Origin of the sequence: Salmonella sp. SAL4457 (assembly GCF_046548235.1) — a bacterium.
GTDB classification, from domain to species: domain Bacteria; phylum Pseudomonadota; class Gammaproteobacteria; order Enterobacterales; family Enterobacteriaceae; genus Salmonella; species Salmonella enterica.
Map to the genome: position 1 here is coordinate 1 of NZ_JBGDZO010000463.1, position 273 is coordinate 273.

Genomic DNA, 273 nt, shown 5'->3' on the forward strand with positions numbered 1-273 from the left:
GCGTTGTAGTCCTGCCAACGCACGTCGGCGAGAACCTTGCCGCTGTACTGGTCGATGTGCAGGGTGGCGTCGTGGCGCGGATCGTCGGGGAACACGGAAATCGTGTAGACCCCCTCCATCCCGCTCGGCAGGGCGATCCCGTAGCCCGCCGCCACGCCGCGCTCGCGGGCGATATCCACCACCCTTTGCAGAGGGATGCCCGCCGGCATCGGCATGTCCATCGGCATCGCGTGCCCGGCCTGGGCGGAATGCCCGCGATGCTCGGCATGGGCG

Annotated in this window: 1 protein-coding gene; it reads right to left on the minus strand. The window is 69.2% G+C overall.

The window, feature by feature from the left end:
* Positions 1-273: PepSY domain-containing protein (locus tag ACLJNW_RS25055; RefSeq protein WP_410961337.1), on the minus strand; the 273-nt coding region annotated here is incomplete at both ends.